We start from the raw sequence: 15,819 nt of genomic DNA on the forward strand, positions 1-15,819 counted from the left end.
AAGTAATAAAATTTCACCTTTATTACAGAGTGATAATAACGTTAATTAATCATTTAAGTCTCATGATTCTATTATGCGAAAATTTTCGAGCAGATTATTTACGCGCATGTCTAAACCTTCAGTAAATAACATTGAGATTCACTGAAAATAGCACGTTGGGCGTATCTTTATTACGCCTTATCCGTTAAGAAGCAGATTAATCTGTTTAACTTCGCTTGACCGAATAGCCTGCATTATATGGATATCGTTTTATGCCTGTGGCCAACACGTTGGCTTCTTCGTTATGTACCCCCTTCTCTTTTTAACCACTGACGTCCGCTGCAGCGGGTTCATTTCAACGCCCACTCTTTCCAGCAACGCTTCACCTGCTCTGCTGATAACAAGGCCACTTTTGGCATTGTTAATTCATCAAATATCGTCCGGTGATGCGCTCTGTTCTTCGGGGTGGTGAAAAGCAGATATTTCAACATGTCGCTATTAATGCGATCGCGCTGATGTTCTGCCAGCACGCCACCTATTCGTTCACGCTGGAAGACGGTACGGCGGAAATAACGCATTAGCATCAAGGGTAAACTGATATCCAGTAAAATTACGCCTGTTGCGCGATCCATTCTTTCCTTCAGGCAGCTGGAGTAATTACCCTCAATAATCCAACACTCTTGATCGATAGCCGCTCGATGCAGGGCTAAAAAATGCGATTTAGGTCGCGCCTGCCAATGCGTGCCAGGTAAATGATAAAGCTGATCAAGGTGTATTGCGGGGTAAGATGTTTTATGAGAAATCGCATTGGCCAGCGTCGATTTTCCACTGTTAGATGGCCCTATAATAGCGACTCGCGGTCCAAGAAAAGATAAAGATTTAATGTCACTGCTCATCGTTAACGCCTGTTAGTCATAAAGTAAATGCGACCTGCTCATTACTTAACGCGAACCAGTGCGCGAGTTTTATCCAACAAAAAAGGACGCAGATAACCTACCGTATTAGAAAGTAAAATCACCTCATCTGAAACCTTAATATTTAATACCTCTTTCAAATAACGTTTGCGAATTTCCATCCTTTTCCATACTTCGGGGAATTGTGCCGCTAGCTGCTGTTGCAATGTAATGTCTGCCAGCCCAACCGTATCTTCTATGCTACTGCCGCCATAACCCGGCAAAGAGGGAATAATATCAATCTGCAATAGCATCCCGCTGGTTAATGGAATTGTGGAATCAGGATAGATTGGTGAGCAAAGCCACTCTTCATCCGCCACCAAATGCCCCGGATTCAAATGCCAGTGATAACGCGCTTTTGGTAGAACATTCTCGACAATGGCATACATTTCTCCGCCCGTGATGCCTACCCGCAAACTCTCGAGCCAGGTCACCACGGCATGATAATACGGCGTGGCTAACTGCGTCAGCCAGTCAGAAACCGCGTCGGGCAACGCGGTGTCGTCGGCAACTGCATAGGCTGAGCGACTGGTGAGTCCACCTTTGAAGCCAACCGTCAGCGAGATCTTATCGCCCAGGCAGATGCGTTTATCCGAAGGATAAAGGTTGGCATACGCAAAGCGATCCCCGCTGGCGGCAATCATAATAACGTTATTCGGTTGACCGTCGGCAGCCAGCAAATGGCCGATCTCTTTTTCGCTTTTGCCGAGTTCAATGCTGTCCAGCGCGCTAAGGACATTAGTTGAGGCCAAATTGGCGCCATATTCATAAAAAGCGATTTCATCTGCCCGGTTTATGCGGCGAACGCCATATTCAGGCGAGATAAATATCCCCGTTGCGTTAACAACACAATGTTGTCCCCCTGCCGCCTTCTTAACCGCATCAAGAATAAATGCAGGAACATCAAACAGGCTGCTTCGCTGCTCAGCATTGCCGGTGAAAAGCTTCCACCCGACGACGCCCACTTTTTGCCCAGCGATTAAACCTGCGCTCGCGAGCAACATCTCTAACGGCTGTTCATGTGTCATGGGTTGATTGGGCAGCGAAAAGATCGGCGCATGCAGAGGTAATCCTGCATTACGTGCATAAGGCACAAGTTTGAGGTTCTCATTACCTATGATGTAACTAATAGCAGCTTGATCACTGAGTACTAAAAGTGCCTCTTCAAAACGCGGAATAAACCCCGCCAGATACTCAAAATTGCCGCCATGTTCTTTATCTGCATAGATAACCAAGTGCGCCAACCCGTGCTGCTTCATCATATTAACCACTTCAACCACGCGTTGCTTCAGGGTTTCATCAGATAAAACGGGGCTCGCGATATGACGGAAGCATTGCGGTGGCGAAAGCGTTTGTAGCGAATAGCGTGTATCCATGGCGTCTCCTGAAGAGTTAAAGAGAGGTTTCTCTTTTAAAAGCAGAGGGAAATTTGCAGTAAGCGTGGCTAACTCGGCCAAACCCACAATATCGACACGTTGAATTCACCCTTTAATTGACGTATAAAAAGTGTCTCCGAGGGGTGTCCTGAAATGGGCTGAGATGGCGTAAGCCGAACCCTTTGAACCTGATCTGGGTCATGCCAGCGAAGGGACGGGTTGGCAATATTGCACTCAGCAAATGCCTGTTCTTACCTCAGTATGCCCGGATCTCCACTTATCACTGGAGGTCCCATGTCTCTCTCAATGTTCAATGATGGCTTATATGGCCGTCTTCGCCAGCAGGCGGGTCAACACTGGCACGATTATGTCTCGCACACTTTTGTGCAACAGCTCGCTGCGGGTACCCTGCCGCATGCCGCTTTTCAGCGTTACCTCACGCAAGATTATCTCTTCCTGCTGCATTTTGCCCGCGCTTACGCCTTGTTGGTCAGCAAACTCCACACGCTACCCGAAATGCGTGCGGCAACCACATCCCTCAACGCTATTGTCAGTGAGCTGCCCTTGCATCTCACGTATTGCGCGCAATGGGGATTGAGCGAAAGCGACATCGTCAACGACGCTGAAGCGCCAGAAACGCTGAACTACACCCGCTACGTTTTGGATATTGGACATTCAGGTGATGCGCTGGATTTGCTGGCGGCATTGATGCCTTGTGTCGCAGGTTATGCCGAAATTGGGCTTGGTTTATTAAACAATCCCGCCACTGTGATACGCGATAATCCCTATGCTGCATGGATACAAAACTATGGCGATGAAAGCTATTTGGCTGGCGTGCAGGCTTCACTGACGCTGTTTGAAAATATTGCCCGCCAGCGCGGTGGTGAAAGCCGTTTTGATGCGCTAGCCAATATTTTCACCACTGCAACGCGCTTAGAAAGCGCATTTTGGCAAATGGGACTCAATGCCGGTAACACCTCAAACGCGTTGATTTCCGCATGCAGCCGCTAAGCGCCATTCCCGGTATTAAAGTGCGCGATCTCAGCCTAAAGTTCGGTGAGCAGATCATTTTTGACCGGCTGAATATGGATATCACCGGCGGCGAATTCGTGGCGCTTCTGGGTGCCAGCGGTGCAGGGAAAAGCAGCTTGTTACGCATTATTGCTGGCCTTGCGCCGCCCACTTCTGGCTCGGTGACGGGCAGCGATAATCAACCCTTGGCGGGTCGCATTGCCTGGATGGGGCAAAAAGATCTGCTTTATCCGTGGCTATCAGTGATAGATAACGTGGCGCTGGGCGCGCGTTTGCGGGGCGAAAAAGTCGATCGCGATTGGGCAAGGCATTTGCTGGCGCGCGTAGGCTTGAGCCGCGAAGAAAAATCCCTGCCGGCCACCCTTTCCGGCGGTATGCGTCAGCGTGCTGCGCTGGCCCGTACCCTCTATGAACGGCAACCGATTGTATTGATGGATGAGCCGTTCTCCGCGCTGGATGCCATTACCCGCACGCAAATTCAAACCCTGGCGGCTGAATTACTGGCACAACATACCGTGCTGCTGATTACCCACGATCCCGCTGAAGCCTGCCGCTTGAGTCACCGTTTGTTGGTGCTTTCACCCTATCCTTTCGGTATTGATGACTCGCACAGCATTGCCGGATTACCGCCGCGTGCGCCAGACGATCTGGATTCGATGAGAAGTCAGGCTGAGCTGTTGCAACAACTGATCAAGGCGGCAGGATGAAACACAATCATCTTGCACGCAGCAGGCGTGGGCTCAGCGTTTTTATCGGCCTGATTGGCGTTTGGTGGCTGGCAACAAAATGGGGTGACATCCCTGCTTTCTTGTTGCCCGCGCCGCGCGCCGTGTTGCTTGCCGCCTGGGATAATGCGCCGTTCCTGGCCTACCACTCGCTGATTACGCTGTCAGAAATTGCCAGCGGATTCGTCATCGGTGTCTTGCTCGGCTGTAGCCTGGCGCTGTGCATGATCTACTCGCCACGACTGCAACGTTGGCTGATGCCGCTGGTATTGACCAGCCAGGCGATTCCGGTGTTTGCGCTGGCCCCGCTGCTGGTGCTGTGGTTTGGCTTTGGCATGAGCGCAAAAGTGGTGATGGCAGTGTTAGTGATCTTCTTTCCGGTCACATCCACGTTTTTCGACGGTATGCGCCGCGTCAATAACGACTACCTCGATTTAGCCCGCACCCTGCGCGCTTCGCCGTATGCCCAGTTACGTCACGTACGCCTGATGGCGGCCTTGCCTGCGTTTGGTTCAGGATTGCGCATGGCCGCCGCCGTGGCACCGATCGGCGCGATCATCGGCGAATGGGTCGGTTCGGCTGAAGGATTGGGCTTCGTCATGCTGAATGCCAATGCTCGAATGCAGAGTGATATGTGCTTTGCCGCCCTGTTTATTTTGGTGCTGATGACGCTTCTGCTTTGGAGCGTGATTGATGCTTTGCTGAAACGTGTAATCAACTGGATGCCTGACAACGATGAATAACCTCAATCACCCACGTAAAACCCTGTTTAAAACGCGACTAACCGCCCTGATTGCCAGCGCCGTTTTAGCCACCAGCGCAAGCGCCAATGAAAAACTCACTCTCATGCTCGACTGGTACATCAATCCCGACCACGCGCCGATCATGGTTGCTGAGCAGATCGGCGCATTTAGCGCGCAGGGGCTGGATGTGCAGATTATCCCCCCCTCCGATCCCGCTTTACCGCCCCGCCTTGTGGCGGCTAAACAGGCCGACTTAGCCATTACCTATCAGCCGCAAATCCATTTTTTTGCCGATCAGGGTTTGCCGCTGGTACGCGTAGGCACCTTAATTAACACGCCGCTTAACACCGTTATTTCGTTGGATAAAAGCATTAAGACGCCAGCCGATCTCAACGGTAAAACCGTGGGATATTCTGTGAGCGGCATCGAGCAGGCGACATTGGCCACCATGCTCAAACATGAAAATCTCAACGCAAACGCAGTCAAACTGATCAACGTAAACTTTCAGCTCACCAGCGCCCTGTTAACCGGAAAGGTTGATGCCGTGATTGGCGGCTACCGCAATATCGAAGCATTGGAGATGACATTGCAGGGTAAAGATCCGGTCGTGCTTAACGTCGAGGATTATGGCGTCCCGGCTTACGATGAATTAATTATTGTGGCTAACCGCGATGCCGTTGCCGAACCGAAGATCAAAAAGTTTCTTATCGCGCTAGAGAAAGGTGCAGCCTATTTACGTGCGCATCCTGAAGAGAGCTGGAAGGTTTTTGCTCGTCAGCATCCTGAGTTAAATACCCCATTGAATCATCAGGCGTGGATGAAGACGCTGCCGCTGTTTGCCACGGAGCCTGCGAAGTTAGATAAACCGCGTTATCAGGCTTATGAGCAGTTTTTATTTGATAACAAGCTGATTAAGAAAATCACGCCCGTTGAACAATACGCGACAGAAATTAATTAACGTGTTGGGTTAGCCTTGTTGCGGGCTAACCCACTTCAGCGGTTAAAGGTTTTTGACCCTTACCACATCTGCCATCACCGACAAGGCGATCTCTGCCGGTGTTTTACTGCCAATCCTAATGCCCACGGGCGCCTGAATGCGCGTCAGCTCTTCTTCACTCAGTCCCCCGATCTCCACCAGCCGCTGTCGGCGTTTAGCGCTGTTTTTAACTGAACCCATCACACCGAGATAAAACGCAGGGGTATTAACCGCCTCCATCATGGTGAGTTCATCAATACGCGGATCGTGCGTCAAAGAAAGTATCGCCACCTTACTGCTTATTTCATGATTCTCCAGCCACTTAGCCGGATGCTGCGGCACAATAGTGACATGATATTCCGCGCCAAAATGGCGTTCTGTTTCAGCCAGCTGCTCGGGGCGATGTTCACAGACGGTGATCCTAAAACCGAGGATCAGCGCAAGCCGAATGCACTCAAACGCCACCACCGAATAACCGGCAATCAACAGTTGCGGCACCGCACCCACGGGGATCACGACCTGATTCTGCTGATGCGATAACGCGGGCAGTACATGCGCTGTAGAAACGATCTCCCACGCGGCGCGTTGCCCAAGCTGCACATTCTTTACCAGATGCTGTTTACCGATCAACGCGGTTTGCATGGCGGTAAGCAATGCATAACTCTCCGGGTCAGCGGGAAGATACTCGATCAACACATCCACACTGCCGCCGCACGGCAACGCCACATTGGGACGTAATCCCCCTTCGCCATAACGCACAATTTGGCTGCTATCACGATAGGCACCTGACGCCAGCTGTTGCAGAAAATCTTCCTCAATACAGCCGCCCGAAAGCGAGCCGCAATGTTCACCCTGAATGTTAATGGTCATCATGGTGCCGGGCGCACGCGGTGACGAGCCATACGTATGCAAAACGGTACAGAGCCACACCGGCTGCTGCAACTGATGCCAGCACAAAGCACAATCAATAACCCGTTGATCAAGCGTAATCATTCTGTTCTCCCGAGTTCAGGTTGACGGGATAATCGATATCGTTAAGGCATCCGGGATCGTGCAACGTAATTAAGGTGGCGGGATGCGCCGCCAGTATCGAACGCGCCCCTTCATCCTTGTGCAAATCCACCAGCTGGGGATAGAAAATTCGACTGAAGCCCACCGGATGACCGGCCTGAGCATTCACCAGCGGCCTGACTATGGATTCAGTCGCTAGCGCATGTATAACAGCCAAATAGCTGGATGTTTTTAGCCACGGCATATCACCGAGCGCGATAATCCAGCCGTCATAGTCCGCCGTTGCACGGACGCCTGCAGCAATCGACTCACCTAATCCCTGGCTCTGGCAATAGATGGGCTGACACCCGTTGAGCAGCGCGTGTATCGCCCGATCTTCTGACTGGGTAACAACGTACACGTCGGCGCCCGTCGCCAGGGCGTGGCGCAGGGTATGCGATAACATGGGAAGCCCCTGAATCTCAGCCAACAGTTTTTGACCGCCGCCCTGCTCGCGAAAACGCCGCCCGAAGCCAGCAGCCATCACCAAAATTGCCACTTTCATTTATGCGTACCGAGGTAAAGGCCACAAACGAGGCGCAGGCAAAAGCCCTGCGCGCAGTATCCAATCAAATCAGTTTTTCCATGGTGATGGGCAATTCACGTACGCGCTTACCGGTTGCGTGGAACACTGCATTACTGATTGCCGCAGCCATGCCGACAATACCCAGTTCACCCACCGCTTTGCCGCCCATCGTTGTAGCCTTGTAATCTGGCTGACCGACATCAATCGTAGTGATTTCTGGCACATCTGCACTCACCGCCACCAAATAATCGGCGAGATTATTATTGATAACCCGACCATTACGCGGATCAAGGGTGCCTTCTTCCAACAACGCTTGTCCCAGTCCCATTACCATTCCCCCTATCCACTGGCTGCGTGCCAGCGCGGGGTTATAGAGCCTTCCGCTGTCAAAAGCACCGACCATACGCTTCACGCGTACTGTGCCAAAGTCTTCATCCACGCGAACTTCAACAAACAGCGCGCTCCAGCTATGTGCCGAAACATCTTCTGGGCGCGTAATGGTATTAAGTGCGCTGAGCATTTTGTCGCGCTCTTCAGCGGAGGCATTACCTTTAAAGGTATCAGCAGAAAGTGCAAGCGAAGGTAAACCCGCTAATGACAGCAACTGTTCAAACGTCACTTTACGGTTGGGACGCATAGTCATCGCCACGCCGTTATCCATGACCACTAACTTGTCACGCGGTGTGCCAAACAACGGTGAATCAGGGGTTTCGATGGCCAGCGTGAACAGACGTTCACGTAACGCCAGCGCCGTTTTAAACACGGCCGCGGTGAGATTACCTGCCAACTGGGACCCACCGGCCACGCCCGCTGTCGGCAGGCGCGAATCACCCAGTTCAACCTGAATACGATCTTGTGGAATTTTCAGCACATCGGCTGCGGTCTGCGCCAGGATAGTGTAAGTGCCGGTCCCGATATCCGCGCCCGCGCTCTTCACCGTAAGGTGTCCATCCGGTTGCAGAATCAGAGTCGCTTCCGCCGGTTGCAGGTTCACTGGATAGGTTCCACTGGCCATTCCCCAGCCGATCAGCTCTCGCCCTTCGCGCATTGAACGCGGTTCCATACTGCGTTTACTCCAGCCGAATGCTTCAGCGCCCTTTTGATACGCCTCTTTCAGCTGGCGAGAACTCCAGGGTTTACCCTGTTGATAATCGTGATCGGCCCAGTTTTTTATGCGCAACGCCAGCGGATCCATATTCAGTGCATAGGCCATTTCATCCATGCTGACTTCCAGGCTAAACGCGCTGGGGTTTTCACCTGGCGCGCGCATCCATCCAGGCGTCACGGTGTTAATCGGGACAACGCGATGATGAGAGGTCACGTTCTCAATCGCATACATCCGCGCAGTGACACGGTTGGTGCCTTCGGCAAACACATCATCAAGGGACGTTTCGTTATAGCCATCATGAATAATGGCGGTGATTTTACCGTCGCGCGTTGCGCCCATCTCCAGAGATTGATGGGTAGACGCACGGCCGCCAAAACCGGTAAAGGTCTGCGGGCGCGTTAGCGCGACTTTCACCGGACGCTTCAGTTCACGTGAGGCCACGCAGGCGAGCGCAACGTGGGTGGCAGGCGACGCTTTTGACCCGAACCCCCCACCAACATAAGGCGAGATAATCTCAACCTTGCTGATATCGATTCCCATCCATTCAGCAATGGCGGTACGCGCGCCCGCCACCCATTGGCTCGGTTCCCACACGGTCAGCTTGTCATCCTGCCAGTGCGCGATACAGGCGTGCGGTTCCATCGGCTGATTGTATTCACGCGGCGTAATAAATTTATTTTTAATTCGCACCTCGGCCTGTTCCATTGCCTGCTGCGCATTTCCCATGGTGATCGTCAGCGAATCCTGATCCTGCGGTTTAGCGCCTTTGTCTTCCGGGAAAATCAGCGCGGGCGTCTCGGCGTACGCCACTTTAATCAGGGAGGCGGCATGTGTTGCCTGCTCAAAGGTTTCTGCCACCACCAAGGCAATGTTCTGCCCGTTATGGATGATGCGATCGTTCTGAATCGGGAGATAGGTGGTTTGGGCAGCACCGCCCTCAGGAATCGACCTCGGCTTGTTAATTTTCAGGCTATTGAGGTGCGAATAAACGGCCAGTACGCCTTCTGCGCGGCGGGCCGCCTGTGTCTCCATTGCCGTTATGCGGCCGCTGGAAACAGCTGATTGTACTACCACGCCATACAGCACGTTTTCAACCTGATGTTCAGCGGCATACGTGGCGTGCCCGCTGACTTTTAACGTGCCATCTTTACGCTGTGGCGCAGCACCTAAACCCTGTTGAGGCGGCGTCTGTTCAGAAAGGGGCAGTTGATGTTGTTGTACGGCACGAACGCTTTTCACGTGGAGACCTCCTGCGGCCATCACCGATACAGCGGCAGTGGCCTTGAGCAAATTTCTGCGTGTTTTGTCAGTGTAATTTTTCATGAAGGCTTCCCTACCGCTAATAAGGCCCGACTGATGACGCGCGGAACCAGGACAATTTTGGCTTGGTTATGCGACAGCGCTTTGGCGTTAATCACCGCCAACTCGGATGCCTGACGGATCAGCACTTCACTGAAGGCTTTACCGCGCAACGCATCTTCCACTTCATAAGCACGCCAGGGTTTGGTGGCCACGCCGCCGATAGCAATGTGCACATCGTTAATGATGTCGCCTTGCATCTCAACGCCCACCGCCGCACTGGCCGCCGCAAATTCATAAGATGCGCGATCGCGCACTTTCAAATAGTGAGACTGCCGTAACGCGGCAGACAAAGGCACCTCTACACCGACGATCATCTCGTCGGCGGCAATATCATGTTCTTGATGTGGCGTGTCGCGTGGCAGCAGAAAGAACTTTTCAACCGGTACACGACGTTCCTGCTGTTGGCTATTACGCAGGATCACCTGCGCCTGAAAAGCGGTTAACGCTACTGCCAAATCACCCGGATAAACCGCCACGCACGCTTCGCTGGCGCCTAAAATAGCGTGACCGCGATTGATTCCCTCAATTGCCGAGCAGCCCGATCCGGGTTGGCGCTTATTACACGCGGGGAACGTAGCGGGATCGCGGAAATAGCCGCAGCGCGTACGCTGCCGTAAATTGCCGCCAATGGTCGCCATATTACGGATTTGCGGTGAGGCTGCCTGCCAGAGGCTTTCATAGATAGCAGGTGCCAGACGCTGACACTCTTTATCTGCTGCCAGCTCGCTCATGCGAACCAAGGCGCCAACACGTAAAGTATCGTGACTGAAATTGATGTCGCGCAGCGTGGTTAAGCGGGAAATATCCACCAGCTGTGGCGGCGCTTCAACATTGCATTTCATTAAGTCGAGCAGCGTGGTCCCCCCGGCTAAAAAACGTGAGGATTCAGCCACGTTGAGCTTAACGGCTTCGTCGGCGCTGGCGGGGGTTTTAAAGATAAACTCATTCATGATGCATCCCCTGACATTTCTGCTGCGGCCTGTTTTACCGCCTCAACAATGTGGGGGTACGCACCACAGCGGCAGAGATTGCCACTCATATATTCCCGAATTTCAGCGTCGCTACCCGCGTGGCCCTCTTTGATGCAGGCGACGGCAGACATGATTTGGCCCGGCGTACAGTAACCGCATTGGAAGGCATCATTGGCCATAAAGCAGGATTGCACCGGATGCAGTTTGCCCTGTTTATCCGCCAGCCCTTCGATAGTGGTGACTTTCCCGCCTTGCGCTTGTGCCGCTAACGTCAAACAACTCAATACGCGCTGCCCGTTTACGTGCACAGTACAAGCACCACATTGACCCTGATCGCACCCCTTTTTGGTGCCGGTTAATTGCAAATGCTCACGCAGCGCATCCAACAGCGTTACCCTTGGATCAATAGTCAGGTGTTGCGTCTCATTGTTGATCATCAACTGAAGAGTTATTTTCTCAGACATTGCGATTACCTGTTCCAGTGAAGGGAAATGGCCATAAAGGTGTAAAACACCGACCGGCTAAAAGTAAAAAATCCGCGAAGCTTCTCGTCGTCTACCTGTTTTCTGCGCAGCATATCGCGTGCTTTTTTTTACTGTGCAGCACAAAAACCACACCAAGGATGTGTAATAAAAATCCTAACAGAAATATTTCTAGCCATTATGCCTATTCATTTATGAGCCTATTTAGTTGAACTAATAAATGATTTAAGCGGGAGGTGATCGCACAGCGGGTTAATTGTCTTTACGGCGTTGGAGGGGCAGCTTTACAGAAGAGACGCTCGCTTTGCATCGAAGTGGCGCAAAGATGATGTCAATAAACACCGCAGGTGGGGTTAACGGCCTGCGGTGTCGAGGAGTCAGAGACCGGCAATGCGCCGTAAATCGGCTTCGGCGCCCGGTGCCACCGCTAAAACCTGCGCACCCTTAGTAATGCGTTCGCCTTCGGTATTAAACGGATGATACCAACCGCCCGCCTCTTTCACTAAACAGTAACCCGCCAGGCAATCCCAGGCGTGCATATAGGGTTCGTAATAGCCAACGACGCGTCCTGCCGCTACCCACGCCAGCATCAGCGCACCCGAACCGATGCGAATAAAATTGCCCCCCGCAGCCAGCAGAGACGCGAGGATTTCGCCAACTTTTTCCGGGCTGACATAGCTGTTCGCCCCAAAACCGGTGACATGATTTTGTAAGGTTCGCGTAGCATCAACCTGTAATGTGCGGCCATTCAACGTCGCGCCCTGGCCCAACGCCGCCACGTAACACTCCTGATAAAAAGGCGCGAAAATCACGCCGATCACCGGCACGCCTTCATGCAGTACCGCCACTGACACGCACCAGTTCGGCATGCCATTCAAAAATGGGCTGGTGCCATCGATCGGATCGACCACCCACGTATACGCCGAGCTTCCCGGCTGCAATCCATATTCTTCACCGAGGAATCCGTCGTCGGGAAACGTGTCCCGAATGCGGGCGGCGATCAGCTGTTCCACTTCGCGATCGGCAATTGACACCACATCCTGCAAATCATGCTTGGTTTCTATCACCAGCGTTTCGCGGCGATTGAAATAATCTAAGGCAACCGCGCCGCCGCTGCGCGCCACGGCTTCCGCTAACGCCAGACGTGCGGAAAGTTCACTGTTTTGCTGTTCCATAGGTTTTCCTTGAAGTTAACCGGTTAACGCGCGATCAGGGCCAAACCCTGCGGTTTAAAATCCACGGCAACGCGGGTCGATAACGCCAGCCGTTGCTCCATCATTGAATCGACGATAAACAGCGAACCCAGTTCGGTTTGCACTTCATATTCAATGTGATTGCCAAGCCAGGTGCTATGGGTAATTTCGCCTTTTAATGCGCCCGTACCTTCACCGCGTAACGTAATGAATTGCGGCCGCACCGCCAGCTGCGCAGCACCTTTCTGCGCGCCCTCTCCACGTATGCGATATTGCTGGCTACCAATCCTGACCAGCGCCTCGCTGCCTTCCAGCTGTTCGACTTCACAGGGCACAATGTTAGCTTCTCCCATAAAGTCAGCGATGAAGACCGAGCTGGGCGAGTGATAAAGCGTTTCCGGCACGCCCTGCTGAGCAATATTCCCCTCTTTCATGACAATAATCTTGTCAGAGACCGCCAGCGCCTCTTCCTGATCGTGCGTCACATACACAGCGGTAAATCCCAGCCGCTGTTGCAGATCACGAATATCGGTACGTACTCGCCTTCTTAACCGTTCATCCAGGTTGGATAAGGGTTCATCCAGTAACAGCACCTGCGGCTCCAGCACCAACGCTCGCGCCACCGCGATACGCTGCTGTTGCCCACCGGATAACTCCGAGGGCAGCCGCTCTCCCTGATGCTCCAGCCCAACCAGCTTCAACCCTTCACGCGCCCGATCCTGCGCTTCCCGCTTGGTGAGCCCAGAGGAAAGCAGCCCGTACATGACATTGTCTAAGGCGTTCATATGCGGAAACAGCGCATAGGATTGAAACACCATCGCCACATCCCTTTCGTTGGCCGGCAACTGCGTAACATCTTTACCCCCAATCAAAATGCGGCCCGAGGTGGGATGCTCCAGCCCGGCCAGCAGCCGCAACGTGGTGGTTTTCCCACAGCCGGAAGGCCCCAGCAACGTGACCAGCGTACCCGGCTCAACCGTTAAGGAGAGATCGGGTAGCGCGGTGAATCCGGCGAAGCGTTTGGAGACATGTTCAAAAACAACCGATCCGGGTGAGATCATACGATTCGCTCCTGAGTTAATACCGAAGGGGGCGGCGTGGGAACGTCCACACTGCGGGTGCTGCGACGTAAGCGGCGTTCGCCCACCAGCAGCTGAAACGCGCCGATAATGACTAACATCACTACAATCAACACGGATGAATAAGCAATGGCGACGCCATACTCACCGTTTTCAACCAGCCCGACGATGTAAGACGTCGCCATGTTGTATTGGGCGCTGACCAGAAAAATCACGGCACTGATGGAGGTGATGGCGCGCACGAAGGCATACACCAGCGCCGCGCTGATTGCCGGTTTGAGCAGCGGCAGCACCACTTTACGTAAGGTGCGGAAACTGTTGGCACCCAGAGTTAATGAAGCTTCATCAAGACTTTTATCGAGCTGGCTCATGGCCGCAATGCCACCACGCACGCCGACCGGCATATTGCGGAAGACGAAGCAGGCAATCAGGATCATCGCGGTGCCGGTGATTTCCAGCGGCGGCAAGTTGTAGGCCATGACGTAGCTGACGCCGATAACGGTGCCGGGGATGGCGAAGCTCAACATCAACATGAATTCAAACGTCTGCCGCCCCGCAAATTTCTGCCGTACAATCAGCCAGGCGGTAAGCAGGCCAACAATGGCGGTGAGCGGCGCAGCAATCAAGGCGATCTCCAGCGTGGTCCAGAACGAGTTCCACGCCACGCCGCTCCATATCAGGCTGCCATCACTGACGCTGACGCTGAAGGCGTGAATATAGTGATCGAGGGTGAGATTATTATTGAGCCCCCAGGATTGCACGAACCCGCCGATCAGGATCATGCCGTAAATCACCAGGGTGAAAATGCCCCAAGGGATCACCAGGCCATACACGCTGTAACGTACCGGTGCGGGCAATTTACCGTGTGTGCCGCCATCACCTTTGCCGGTCACGGTGGCAAAGCTTTTGCCAGACAGCCACAGGCGCTGGATCAGGAATGCCGCCAGCGTGAAGCCCAGCAGAATCATCGCCAGTACCGCCGCGCGGCTCGGATCATTTTGTGCACCGACAACCGAGAAGAAAATCTCGGTTGAAAGCACGCCGTGACTGCCACCCAACACCATCGGATTACCAAAGTCCGCCATGCTTTCGATAAAGCTAATTAAGAAGGCATTTGCCAGACCCGGCGCCATCAGCGGCAGCGAAACCCGGCTGAAGGTGCGCCAACGATTAGCGCGTAAGGTTTGTGATGCTTCCTCCAGAGAAGGACTGACGCCCTCCACCACCCCAATCAGTACCAGAAAAGCAATGGGGGTAAAGGAGAGCACCTGCGCAATCCAGATACCGGTTAAGCCATATAACCAGCGGCCGGGTTCAATACCAAACAGCGTGGCGAGATGCGCAGTGACGACGCCCGAACGGCCAAATAACAGAATCAACGCCAGACCAATCACAAATGGCGGCGTGATGATGGGCAGAATGGTCAGCATGCGCAGCGCTTTTTTACACGGCAACGGCGTACGCGTGGCCGCCAGCGCAAAGGCCAATCCCAGCAACGTGGATCCGCTGGCGGTCATCAGAGCCAGCCACAAGGTGCGCCAGGCGGTGCCGCAGGTGCCACCAGCCAGACATGACAAGCTCCAGATTGAGGGATCTTGCATATTGTTGATCAGGCCATCGGGTTTAAAGCTGCCGTCAATATCCTGCACCGAGGCCACAAACAGGCTCAGCACGGGATACAGCACAAAGGTCGTGACCAGCGCCACCAGCAAAACAATGGATGCCACGACAAATGCATCGCCCCGCAGTACGCCACGTTCAGCCAGCGCAAACGAGAAAATAAGCAAAAAAACGGTCAGCAGCAGCAGCGCGCCTGCGCCCATTGCGGGTTGGCCTTGCGCCAGCGGGCCAAGCAGATTTTCCAGCCAGATCCAATTCCAGCCGCTGTAACCGATCGCGTGTCCCTCGACAACCAGATAAGCGACGCCGACTGCGCTCAGACCCAGCAACAGCAAACTTCGCGTCTGACCTGAAGGCAACAGGCAACTGGCTCCGCAAAGTAAAAATAGCCCGGTTGCGATAGCCAGCCACGGATGTTCAAACGTAACAATCTGCCATAGCGCGGGCGCGCTGGCAGCATCGCCCCATAACGTCGTTAGCCAGCCGCCATCGAAAAAACCATTTTCAAGGCTATACCACGGCAGCAACGTCAGCGCGATAGCGCCCGCGATCAGTACGCCGCTTAAGCGGCGATTATACGCATTCATGAATTACCTCGACCCTGTAAGGAAGCGGAAATCAGGCTCAGGCCACCGCTGTTCAGT

General features: G+C 53.4%; 14 protein-coding genes, 1 pseudogene and 1 riboswitch. Of the genes and pseudogenes, 4 read left to right on the top strand and 11 right to left on the bottom strand.

Annotation, left to right across the window (positions count from 1 at the left end; genetic code table 11):
- Nucleotides 1–329: 329 nt before the first annotated feature.
- The 3 genes and pseudogenes from SC127_RS21515 to SC127_RS21520 form a co-directional block, all read right to left on the bottom strand.
- Entirely contained in the window at nt 330–611 is a 282-nt protein-coding gene (locus SC127_RS21515; protein ID WP_243078534.1) for a DNA topology modulation protein FlaR, read from the bottom strand.
- Between the two features lie 162 nt (nt 612–773).
- A pseudogene (locus SC127_RS22645) lies at nt 774–875 on the bottom strand (GTPase); the annotation flags it as partial.
- A 41-nt stretch (nt 876–916) separates the two neighbouring features.
- The gene (locus SC127_RS21520; RefSeq protein WP_332627990.1) at nt 917–2,308 is read right to left on the bottom strand and encodes a M24 family metallopeptidase; all 1,392 of its coding nucleotides are present in this window, start codon (nt 2,306–2,308) and stop codon (nt 917–919) included.
- Nucleotides 2,309–2,437: 129 nt separating this feature from the next.
- Nucleotides 2,438–2,540, top strand: a riboswitch (TPP riboswitch).
- A 62-nt stretch (nt 2,541–2,602) separates the two neighbouring features.
- Between SC127_RS21520 and tenA the strand changes: the two genes are divergently transcribed.
- Genes tenA through SC127_RS21540 form a run of 4 tightly spaced genes read left to right on the top strand, consistent with a single transcriptional unit; the run spans nt 2,603 to nt 5,766 of the window.
- Nucleotides 2,603–3,319, top strand: coding sequence for a thiaminase II (gene tenA, locus SC127_RS21525; protein ID WP_332627992.1), 717 nt, complete (start codon nt 2,603–2,605; stop codon nt 3,317–3,319).
- On the top strand, nt 3,307–4,047 hold the full coding sequence (locus tag SC127_RS21530; protein WP_332627994.1) for an ABC transporter ATP-binding protein: 741 nt from the start codon (nt 3,307–3,309) through the stop codon (nt 4,045–4,047). Before tenA ends, SC127_RS21530 begins: the two co-directional genes overlap by 13 nt.
- The gene (locus tag SC127_RS21535; RefSeq protein WP_332627996.1) at nt 4,044–4,808 is read left to right on the top strand and encodes an ABC transporter permease; all 765 of its coding nucleotides are present in this window, start codon (nt 4,044–4,046) and stop codon (nt 4,806–4,808) included. The genes SC127_RS21530 and SC127_RS21535 overlap by 4 nt, the downstream gene beginning before the upstream one ends.
- Nucleotides 4,801–5,766: an ABC transporter substrate-binding protein gene (locus SC127_RS21540; RefSeq protein ID WP_332627998.1), complete on the top strand. Its 966-nt coding sequence runs from the start codon at nt 4,801–4,803 to the stop codon at nt 5,764–5,766. Before SC127_RS21535 ends, SC127_RS21540 begins: the two co-directional genes overlap by 8 nt.
- 42 nt (nt 5,767–5,808) lie before the next feature.
- Here the strand turns inward: SC127_RS21540 and SC127_RS21545 are convergent, their stop codons facing one another.
- The 8 genes from SC127_RS21545 to SC127_RS21580 form a co-directional block, all read right to left on the bottom strand.
- Nucleotides 5,809–6,777, bottom strand: a complete 969-nt coding sequence (locus SC127_RS21545) for an XdhC family protein (protein ID WP_332628000.1) — start codon at nt 6,775–6,777, stop codon at nt 5,809–5,811.
- The gene (locus tag SC127_RS21550) at nt 6,764–7,339 is read right to left on the bottom strand and encodes a nucleotidyltransferase family protein (protein WP_332628002.1); all 576 of its coding nucleotides are present in this window, start codon (nt 7,337–7,339) and stop codon (nt 6,764–6,766) included. Before SC127_RS21550 ends, SC127_RS21545 begins: the two co-directional genes overlap by 14 nt.
- Before the next feature lie 64 nt (nt 7,340–7,403).
- Complete coding sequence (locus SC127_RS21555) at nt 7,404–9,791, bottom strand: xanthine dehydrogenase family protein molybdopterin-binding subunit (RefSeq protein WP_332628004.1); 2,388 nt, start codon at nt 9,789–9,791, stop codon at nt 7,404–7,406.
- On the bottom strand, nt 9,788–10,780 hold the full coding sequence (locus SC127_RS21560; protein WP_332628006.1) for an FAD binding domain-containing protein: 993 nt from the start codon (nt 10,778–10,780) through the stop codon (nt 9,788–9,790). The genes SC127_RS21555 and SC127_RS21560 overlap by 4 nt, the downstream gene beginning before the upstream one ends.
- Complete coding sequence (locus tag SC127_RS21565) at nt 10,777–11,265, bottom strand: (2Fe-2S)-binding protein (RefSeq protein WP_332628008.1); 489 nt, start codon at nt 11,263–11,265, stop codon at nt 10,777–10,779. The genes SC127_RS21560 and SC127_RS21565 overlap by 4 nt, the downstream gene beginning before the upstream one ends.
- A gap of 395 nt (nt 11,266–11,660) precedes the next feature.
- Complete coding sequence (locus SC127_RS21570; protein WP_332628010.1) at nt 11,661–12,458, bottom strand: inositol monophosphatase family protein; 798 nt, start codon at nt 12,456–12,458, stop codon at nt 11,661–11,663.
- A gap of 23 nt (nt 12,459–12,481) precedes the next feature.
- Entirely contained in the window at nt 12,482–13,537 is a 1,056-nt protein-coding gene (locus tag SC127_RS21575) for an ABC transporter ATP-binding protein (RefSeq protein WP_332628012.1), read from the bottom strand.
- Nucleotides 13,534–15,762, bottom strand: a complete 2,229-nt coding sequence (locus SC127_RS21580) for an ABC transporter permease (RefSeq protein ID WP_332628014.1) — start codon at nt 15,760–15,762, stop codon at nt 13,534–13,536. Before SC127_RS21580 ends, SC127_RS21575 begins: the two co-directional genes overlap by 4 nt.
- Nucleotides 15,763–15,819 lie beyond the last annotated feature (57 nt).

This window comes from Pantoea sp. T14, assembly GCF_036663535.1.
Classification (GTDB): Bacteria; Pseudomonadota; Gammaproteobacteria; order Enterobacterales; family Enterobacteriaceae; genus Pantoea; species Pantoea phytostimulans.

Bases quoted from the DNA above. Each gene is read 5' to 3' on its own strand.
- SC127_RS21560 (WP_332628006.1), bottom strand. From the start codon at position 10,780: ATGAATGAGTTTATCTTTAAAACCCCCGCCAGCGCCGACGAAGCCGTT.
- SC127_RS21545 (WP_332628000.1), bottom strand. From the start codon at position 6,777: ATGATTACGCTTGATCAACGGGTTATTGATTGTGCTTTGTGCTGGCAT.
- SC127_RS21520 (WP_332627990.1), bottom strand. From the start codon at position 2,308: ATGGATACACGCTATTCGCTACAAACGCTTTCGCCACCGCAATGCTTC.
- tenA (WP_332627992.1), top strand. From the start codon at position 2,603: ATGTCTCTCTCAATGTTCAATGATGGCTTATATGGCCGTCTTCGCCAG.
- SC127_RS21530 (WP_332627994.1), top strand. From the start codon at position 3,307: ATGCAGCCGCTAAGCGCCATTCCCGGTATTAAAGTGCGCGATCTCAGC.
- SC127_RS21570 (WP_332628010.1), bottom strand. From the start codon at position 12,458: ATGGAACAGCAAAACAGTGAACTTTCCGCACGTCTGGCGTTAGCGGAA.
- SC127_RS21540 (WP_332627998.1), top strand. From the start codon at position 4,801: ATGAATAACCTCAATCACCCACGTAAAACCCTGTTTAAAACGCGACTA.
- SC127_RS21575 (WP_332628012.1), bottom strand. From the start codon at position 13,537: ATGATCTCACCCGGATCGGTTGTTTTTGAACATGTCTCCAAACGCTTC.
- SC127_RS21515 (WP_243078534.1), bottom strand. From the start codon at position 611: ATGGATCGCGCAACAGGCGTAATTTTACTGGATATCAGTTTACCCTTG.
- SC127_RS21580 (WP_332628014.1), bottom strand. From the start codon at position 15,762: ATGAATGCGTATAATCGCCGCTTAAGCGGCGTACTGATCGCGGGCGCT.
- SC127_RS21555 (WP_332628004.1), bottom strand. From the start codon at position 9,791: ATGAAAAATTACACTGACAAAACACGCAGAAATTTGCTCAAGGCCACT.
- SC127_RS21550 (WP_332628002.1), bottom strand. From the start codon at position 7,339: ATGAAAGTGGCAATTTTGGTGATGGCTGCTGGCTTCGGGCGGCGTTTT.
- SC127_RS21535 (WP_332627996.1), top strand. From the start codon at position 4,044: ATGAAACACAATCATCTTGCACGCAGCAGGCGTGGGCTCAGCGTTTTT.
- SC127_RS21565 (WP_332628008.1), bottom strand. From the start codon at position 11,265: ATGTCTGAGAAAATAACTCTTCAGTTGATGATCAACAATGAGACGCAA.